This is a genomic window from uncultured Shewanella sp. (genome assembly GCF_947495455.1).
In the GTDB taxonomy this organism is placed as follows: Bacteria; Pseudomonadota; Gammaproteobacteria; order Enterobacterales; family Shewanellaceae; genus Shewanella.
On record NZ_CANLZC010000163.1, the window covers coordinates 1 to 7,667 of the forward strand.

At 37.7% G+C, this 7,667-nt stretch carries 6 protein-coding genes; 3 read left to right on the top strand and 3 right to left on the bottom strand.

Annotation, left to right across the window (positions count from 1 at the left end; genetic code table 11):
• Positions 1–71: 71 nt before the first annotated feature.
• Entirely contained in the window at positions 72–419 is a 348-nt protein-coding gene (locus tag Q0791_RS23795) for a glycine betaine ABC transporter substrate-binding protein (protein WP_299011756.1), read from the top strand.
• Positions 420–622: 203 nt separating this feature from the next.
• Positions 623–1,126, top strand: a complete 504-nt coding sequence (gene def / locus Q0791_RS23800; protein WP_299011751.1) for a peptide deformylase — start codon at positions 623–625, stop codon at positions 1,124–1,126.
• A 158-nt stretch (positions 1,127–1,284) separates the two neighbouring features.
• Here def and Q0791_RS23805 read toward each other — a convergent pair whose 3' ends face one another.
• From Q0791_RS23805 to Q0791_RS23815, 3 genes are all read right to left on the bottom strand, one after another.
• The gene (locus Q0791_RS23805; RefSeq protein WP_299011752.1) at positions 1,285–2,928 is read right to left on the bottom strand and encodes a hypothetical protein; all 1,644 of its coding nucleotides are present in this window, start codon (positions 2,926–2,928) and stop codon (positions 1,285–1,287) included.
• 245 nt (positions 2,929–3,173) lie between these two features.
• Entirely contained in the window at positions 3,174–4,640 is a 1,467-nt protein-coding gene (locus tag Q0791_RS23810) for a hypothetical protein (RefSeq protein ID WP_299011753.1), read from the bottom strand.
• Between the two features lie 176 nt (positions 4,641–4,816).
• Positions 4,817–6,286 (bottom strand): hypothetical protein, encoded by a 1,470-nt coding sequence (locus Q0791_RS23815; protein ID WP_299011754.1) that lies wholly within the window; start codon positions 6,284–6,286, stop codon positions 4,817–4,819.
• Positions 6,287–6,780: 494 nt separating this feature from the next.
• Between Q0791_RS23815 and Q0791_RS23820 the strand changes: the two genes are divergently transcribed.
• Positions 6,781–7,596, top strand: a complete 816-nt coding sequence (locus Q0791_RS23820) for an HAD family phosphatase (protein ID WP_299011755.1) — start codon at positions 6,781–6,783, stop codon at positions 7,594–7,596.
• The last annotated feature ends 71 nt before the right edge of the window (positions 7,597–7,667 follow it).

Below are 7,667 nucleotides of genomic sequence, written 5' to 3' on the forward strand. Positions count from 1 at the left end.
CCCGAGCAGTCAAACGAAGACCACAGCGATATGCTAGAAATAAAAAATGCCAATAAGCTTAACTTACTGGCATTAGCACAGAAGAGGCGTGTTTTAGTGCATTTGAGCAAGCGATTAGCCAGAAATCATGGGTGATAGTGCCGTTATGGAAGCCGCAGTTTTTACACTATAAACATCAGATCCGTGAATTACTTGAGCCTAAAGGCTTGTTAGGTGGAATGGATAAAGCGGTCTTACTCTTGAGAGACGATAAAAAAGCATTATTTACATCGGCGCAATTAGAGCTGCTCAATAGATGCTATTTTTCAAATGATATTATTGCCGCACTGGATTATCAAGTGAGCCGTGAGAATAAGCCCATCGATGAAGTCACTAAGCTGTGGTTAGCTCAAAATAAGGCGGAACTGAATCAATTTTGACTGAATAAGTGACAATGCTTATTGGTTAGAGTGTTAATCGTTTGGTACTTTACATTTGGTGCCTTGTGTTTAGTGCCTTGTGTTTAGTACTTTGCGTTTGGTATTGCCCATTACCACCCTATTTGTTTCAAATTATTAAAATTAAATTGATTGCAAGGTATTGTTTGTGTTAAAAGTTGTAAATTTGCTTCTATAGGGAAAGTATGGCTGTTTTAGATATTTTGACTGCGCCGGATTTAAGGTTGAAATCGGTGGCGAAAACTGTGGTTGATTTTGAATCAATTCAAGCGTTAATCGATGACATGCTTGAGACGCTTTATGCCACCAGTAATGGTATTGGTTTAGCGGCAACCCAAGTAGGGCGTAGTGAAGCGATAGTGATCATTGATATATCCCAGCAGCGAAATGAGCCACTGATTTTAGTCAATCCTAAGGTGGTCAGTGGCAAAGGCAAAAGAATGGGGCAAGAGGGCTGCTTATCCGTGCCGAATTTTTATGCGGATGTAGAGCGCTTTTCCGTCGTTACTGTCACAGCCCAGAATCGTTTTGGTCAGGAGATATCTGTTGAGAGTGATGATTTTCTAGCGATTGTGGTGCAACATGAAATCGATCATCTTAATGGCAATTTGTTTATTGATTATTTATCCCCTCTGAAGCGTCAAAGAGCCATTAACAAAGTGGTGAAACGGCTAAAAAAAGCCAGCTAAGGTAAATGTCATAGGCTGATGATTGCCATCTTTTTTCCATACTAGCTCGGACTGTCATTAGTCGCTATATCAGCCGTTATTCATGTGTGAGAATGGAATAACTGTTGGGAAAACGGCGCGAAAATACATTTTCGCGCCGTTTTTGATGGCAAGGGGCATTATAGGCAGAGGATTTGTCCTGCGACTATGCAGTCAGCACCCGAGCTACCATCAGTTTCATAGCAGGCAACCGTGGTTTCGTTGACATAACTGGGTATGAGGTGATTATGGCTGACTTCTTCACTGGCGCTGACGTCCTCTATCATACATAGCCCCCTGAGATCGTCAGGGTCTACACTTCCACATGTATTAGGTTCTGGATTTTCGCAATCTTCTTCTTTTCGTATGACCATGTGATTCCATTGTATGTTATCAATGACTTCTCTTTGGTAATGCGTATCAAGGCTTTCTCCACTACAGCCATAACAAGGATTAGTAGTATCTGAATTGCCAGAATAACCGACGAACATAAAATCATCTAAGTTGCAGGCCGCACGGATCGAGGCGTTGATTTTATCGGCGGGGCATTGACGGTCGCATTCAACACCGCTGTAACCACCATGCTCACTACCAACGGGGCCGTTAACAAAACATTCAAACTCTTTCAATTCTGCTACTGCATCGGTGCGAAATTCGGTGACATTGATATTGGCGTAAACGGTCGCAGCTTCCTTTAGCTGGTCATTTTCTGCTAGGCTGCTGTCACCAAGACTGATGACTTCTTGAGGGGAGGCATGTAAAAATTGATTATAAATAATGGTATTGACCATAGCATTATCTTGTTGAGTGATTGTACTTGTGTGTGTGACGCTGGTGGGTGTCTGGTCGTTGCAATAACCTTGCTGATAGTCGATAGCATTCATCTGAATAGACGGGTGATTACTGATATTTTTTAGAGTGAAGTAATTGGCTTCGATGTGATTTAAATGGGTTGTTTGACCATGAAGGTTATTGTGTTGACCGCAATGACGATAGAGGTAAATGCCGCCATTATCATTTAGGGTAAAGTAGTTATTTTTTATTGTGTTATTTGCAGAGCCATTTAATGTCATCAGGTGTTGTTTGGTCTCGACATGAATATGATTATCCTTGATGGTATTAAAATTGGTCTCAGTATCAAGAGATAAAGCAACGGTGTCGGATAGTCCATGTAAGTTCCCATGGCTTAAAGTGACATGATTCACTCCAGGTGAGAGGTGGAGCAGGGGGCGCGATATGCCTTTGATATCGATATTGTTCAGCATGATGTGGCGAGGGGATGCTTCATTTAGGCGCTGGGTGTGATCGGCACTGAATGAGGATACTTGAATATGGTTATCTTTCGCGTTAATGCCCATACCACTCATGCGAATACTGCCTTTGATTCGGCAATTTTCGATATTAATATGTTGAGGAGCAGACCAAGTATTATCTGCTTTTTTAACGGATTGAATAATAATAGTGTCATCAGTTTTGGCTGAAAAAATACCCGCATCAATGCCCACAGTGAGATCAATGAGTGCATTGTTGCAGTTAAGACTTGTGTTTGATGCGGTTTCGCCTTCAAACAATATTTTTTTGGTTATCACATCATCACTGTTTAATGTTAAATGACAATCTAAGGTAACAGTATGATTATCTTTAGTGATAGGACTGAGTATGGTGGATTTTTTCTCTTCAGAGCAGATGTTCTCCGACGCCATGGCGGAGGTTAGCAATAATGGCGGGATGATGGCAGTGGCTAGTAATAGCCTATTTATTAAGGGCTTATTTATTAAGAGCATAGAAAATCCTTTTAAGTTAATTGAGCAATGAGCTTAAGTGATTAGGTGTGGTTTAATAGAAAGAAAACTTAACACTAGTTTTATAGTTGCTGTTTTTAAAGTGTCAATGTTTTATCGGTAAATGAATGGACTGAAATGAAAAGTGAAAAATAAATTTAAGGATATTGAGTGATGTTTGGGCCTATTTTTGCCAGTTAACACCATTGGCGTGTTTTATTACCAATGGTGTTACCAGCTAAAAATGATTACAAACAAATTTGCTGACCGAGTATGTGGCAATCGCCACCATTTTGATCATGCTCCTTACACCCGATAAAGGTTTGGTTGTGATAACTGGGATAAGTGTGATTATGGCTGTTCTCAAGATAGTTAGATGTTTCATGTACAAGACATTCACTGTCGGGGAGTGTATCACTTTCACGTATGATATCCATATGCCCCCAAAGAGGTAAGTCTGAAAGTGAAACAGAGCCCCATTCTAGGTTGCACGCCGCTCTAACGGCTGCACTGATTTTGTTATCTGGACAGGTGGCATATTTATAACAACCGTAACTATCTGTTTCAATTTGGCATTCAAACTCTACAATTTCAGGTTCGAGATCGTGCTTAAAAGATGACACTCGAAAATTCGCATAAACAGAAGCTTCGTTTAAGGCTTCATCATTATCAGAACCAAAGCGAATAAGTTCATGGGGTTCTGCGTTTAAAAATTGATTATACATGACAGTATTGCCTTCAGTATTATCAAGATTATCTGTAGAGCTAGTTTGTTTGAGTTTGATATTATCGTCATCAATACAATAGCTTTGTTCACCATTGTTGGCGCCAATATTAAGTGCAGACTTATCATTTAGATAATTGTTATAAAGAAAGTAATTATTGCTAATACTATTAAAACTGGCGGTTTGATGACGTACCATACCGCCTTCGCCACAATTTCTAAAAAGATAAATACCGCCGGTATTATTTGCAAATAAATAGTTGTATTTAATAGTGTTATATGCAGAACCATCGAGCGCAACCATATATTCTGATGTGTTGACGGCAATGGTGTTTTCTAAAATTTTGTGGTAGTTAGATTCAGCATCTAAATATAAGGCGACAGTCTCAGATGAGCCATGGAGATAAGATTGCTGCAACGTGACTCGATTAACGCCTGGTGATAGATAAAGGGCTGGACGGTGTAAGGCTTCAATTTCAAGGTTTTTTAATAAAATATTACTGGGCGCGTAAGCATTACTTCTTGCTGTATGTCCGGCAGTTAATGATGACATTGTTAAATCATCTGTAAAATCATTATCATCCATGCCGGTGATGCGAATACTGCCCATTATTCGGCAACCATGAATGGCAATATTTTCAGGAACAGACCAAGTGTCTTTGTCTTTGAATGACTGAATATTAATGGTATCGTCATCGGTTAATGAAAATATTCCCGCTCTAATACCGACGTTAAAATCAATTTTGGCATTATTACAGTTCAAGCTTGTATTGGATGCACTTTCACCTTCAAAATACACTTTCTTGGTAATGACATCAGTACTTTTCAGTGATACATCACAATCAATTGTCACACTGGGCCGTATTTCAGAGACGCGTTCTAATATCTCTGCTTTTTTCATGTCGGTACAAGTATTTGCACCATGTACTGGTAGATTAAATAGGCTGGTTATGATAAATATTGAAAACAACATGCTATTTTTACGGCACATATTAAGTCCTTTTTATCTTGATGAGTGAAGTGTTTTATTGAATAAAGTCAAACTCCTATTCCTTTATTCTGACTGAATTTTCCGTATTCGATTTCAGTAGTATAAAAAACACGCCAAAAAACTTGAGGGAAGTGTTTTTTGGCTTGAATTGTCATAATGTAAAGGTTTGATGAAATTTATAAGCAAATTTGTTGACCTAGCACATGGCAATCACCGCCGTTTTTGTCATGTTCTTTACAGCCAATATAGGTTTGATTTTCATAGCTTGGATAGACGTGAGAATGACTTTCTTCCAGATAACTGGACACTTCATGAACAAGGCATTCACTGTCAGGTAGTGTGTCGCTTTGCCTGATAATGTCTAAGTGACCCCAATTCGGTAGATCGTCTTTGGTGACTGTTCCCCATTCTATATTGCATGCTGCCCGTATGTCGGCACTGATTTTGTCGTCTGGGCAGCTGATATATTGATAGCAACCTTCACTGTTATGTTCTATTTGGCATTCAAAGTCTGTGATTTCAGGATCGATATCTTCTTTAAATGAAGAGACTCGAAAATTAGCATAAGTAGAAGCTTCGTTGAATGCTTCATCATCGCTGTGAGTACCAAAGCGTATGAGCTCATGGGGATTGACGTTTAAAAATTGATTATAAGTCACCGTATTATGTTCGGCATTATCATTGTTATCTGTTGAGCTGGTATTATTTAGAGCAACACTATCGTCATCTGAGCAATAATCTTGTTGGCCATTGCTTGAACTGATATAAATGGCTGGATGATCAAAGGGGTCATCATTATAACTGAAAAAATTATTTTTAATTTGATTAAAGCTTGATGTTTGATGGTGAACTGTCCCTCCTTCTCCGCAGTTACGGTAAAGATAGATCCCTCCATTATTATTTAATAAAAAATGGTTGTTTTTTAGTTTATTACGTGAAGAACCATCGATTGAAATCATGTTTTTAGCGGTATTAACATTAATCGTATTCTCAGTGATCTCATTATAATTCGATTCCGCATCTAGATACATGGCGACGGAGTTTGATATGCCATGTAGATTGGAATATTTCAGTTCTACTCGATTGACACCAGGTGATAGGTAAAGAGGAGGGCGAGCTAATGCTTTAATGTCAAGATTTTCTAGCAGGATGTGATGAGGAGCGGCATGGTTAGCTCTTTCCGTATGGCCTTGGTTTAATGATGAGTTTTTGACTTCATCACCCATTGCGGTACTCGCCATACCACTTAATCGAATACTGCCGATAATATTACAGTTTTTAATGGTGATATTTTGGGGGACTGACCAATGATTATTGTTTTCTTTCAATGATTGAATGACAATGGCATCATCATTTTCTGCTGAAAAGATCCCTTTTTCAATGCCGACGCTGAGATCGATTACTCCATTATTACAATTGATTTTTGTGTTAGAGGCGTTTTCACCTTCTAATAGTATTTTCTTGGTAATGATATCGTCATCAGTAAGGTTTAAATGGCAGTCTATTGATACCGAATGGTTATTTTCACTAACGGTCTCAGTAATTTCAGATTTCTTATTTTCAGAGCATGTTTCTTGAGCGTAAAGTGGAAAAAATAAAGTAGGGGTTATCAATATTGGGAGTAATAATCTATGTATAATCTTCATAATAAATCCTTTTAAATATGTTCTGTGGCAGAATTCATTGATAGTCGATCCATAAATGATAACTATGCTGAATAGAGATCTTTATAGTTGCTGTATCGAACGTGTCAATTTTTGAGGGATTAAAAGTGAAAATGCAGAAGTGATTATAAAAGGTTGACATATTAATATTTTATGTTTTCCTCTCTTTAAATGGAGTGCCTTTAATAATGAAGGGAAAGGTTTTTTTAATTAATTTCACTTTGAGTTTTATCATATTTTACAAATGTTATATTTTTTTATATTTTTTTATTATTAACATTGAAAATTAAAATCTAATAAGCGTAACGAACTCAATATTATTGAACTGCAAGTATATCTATTATTCTTAGTTTCTCTCAGCTTTAGTGTTGAGGTTTGGTTTTAAGGGAAATAAGGCCGCATTTATACGATACACTATGATTAATGAAAGCATGCTATTTTCAGTTGAAGTAATAAAGCGTTTAAAGGGGGGGGGAATGATTTTATTACTGGATTTTGATGGGGTGATTATTGATTCTGAAAGAGATAAATTACAAGCATCTATTCTTTCTCTTGAATGGCTGAAATTAAAGTATCAGCTTTCTTATACGATAGACGAACATGCCCTTTTTAATGCGGTTCATGGCAATGGTGCTGAAGCGACATTGAAAGAAATATGTGCATTATATCCCGAATTATTGCCTTTTAAGGCTGAATTAGTTGAAGAAGCGACACAGTTTTATACTCAGTTACTTCAACAGCCTAAGTTTATTCAAGATACGATTACCTCTATTAAGTTAATACTTGATTTTTCCATTAGAATATGTGTGATAACCAATAGTCATGAAGATTTAGTTAAAGAGCTATTATTTCAAGTGGGATTGCAAGATAAACTGGATGTTTTTTCTGCAAAGCGGTTAGGTTATGCTAAGCCCGATCCTCGTTTTTATGATGCACTCATGGCGATAGTAGGAGGGGAAAGAAAAGACTGCATAGTAGTTGAAGATTCTGCTGTAGGTATAGAAGCGGGTAAAAAGTCAGGAATGAAAGTGGTTGCTTTACACCGAAATGTTGCATATGAAACAGAATCTCAGGATTTTATGCCTGATATTGGTGAAGATGCTGATGAAGTGGTTAATTTATTGTCTCAAAGCCAGATGATACATCAAGCCATTCAGCAATATGCATTGAGTGGGACGAGTCCAAGCGGAAATCATATCAAGTCGATTGACTTATTGACCCTTGACGATACAGAAAAGCAAACGCTCATTGAACAAACTTTCCAGTTATATCAAATGTGTTTTCAAGCTTAAAGATCCCCTCATATTTTTATTCTAAATAATCCCGAAGACATTGCGATAAATAAGATGGTTCTTCATATAAC

Coding starts and splice junctions, on each gene's coding strand:
- def (WP_299011751.1), top strand. CDS start 623: ATGGCTGTTTTAGATATTTTGACTGCGCCGGATTTAAGGTTGAAATCG.
- Q0791_RS23805 (WP_299011752.1), bottom strand. CDS start 2,928: ATGCTCTTAATAAATAAGCCCTTAATAAATAGGCTATTACTAGCCACT.
- Q0791_RS23810 (WP_299011753.1), bottom strand. CDS start 4,640: ATGTGCCGTAAAAATAGCATGTTGTTTTCAATATTTATCATAACCAGC.
- Q0791_RS23815 (WP_299011754.1), bottom strand. CDS start 6,286: ATGAAGATTATACATAGATTATTACTCCCAATATTGATAACCCCTACT.
- Q0791_RS23820 (WP_299011755.1), top strand. CDS start 6,781: ATGATTTTATTACTGGATTTTGATGGGGTGATTATTGATTCTGAAAGA.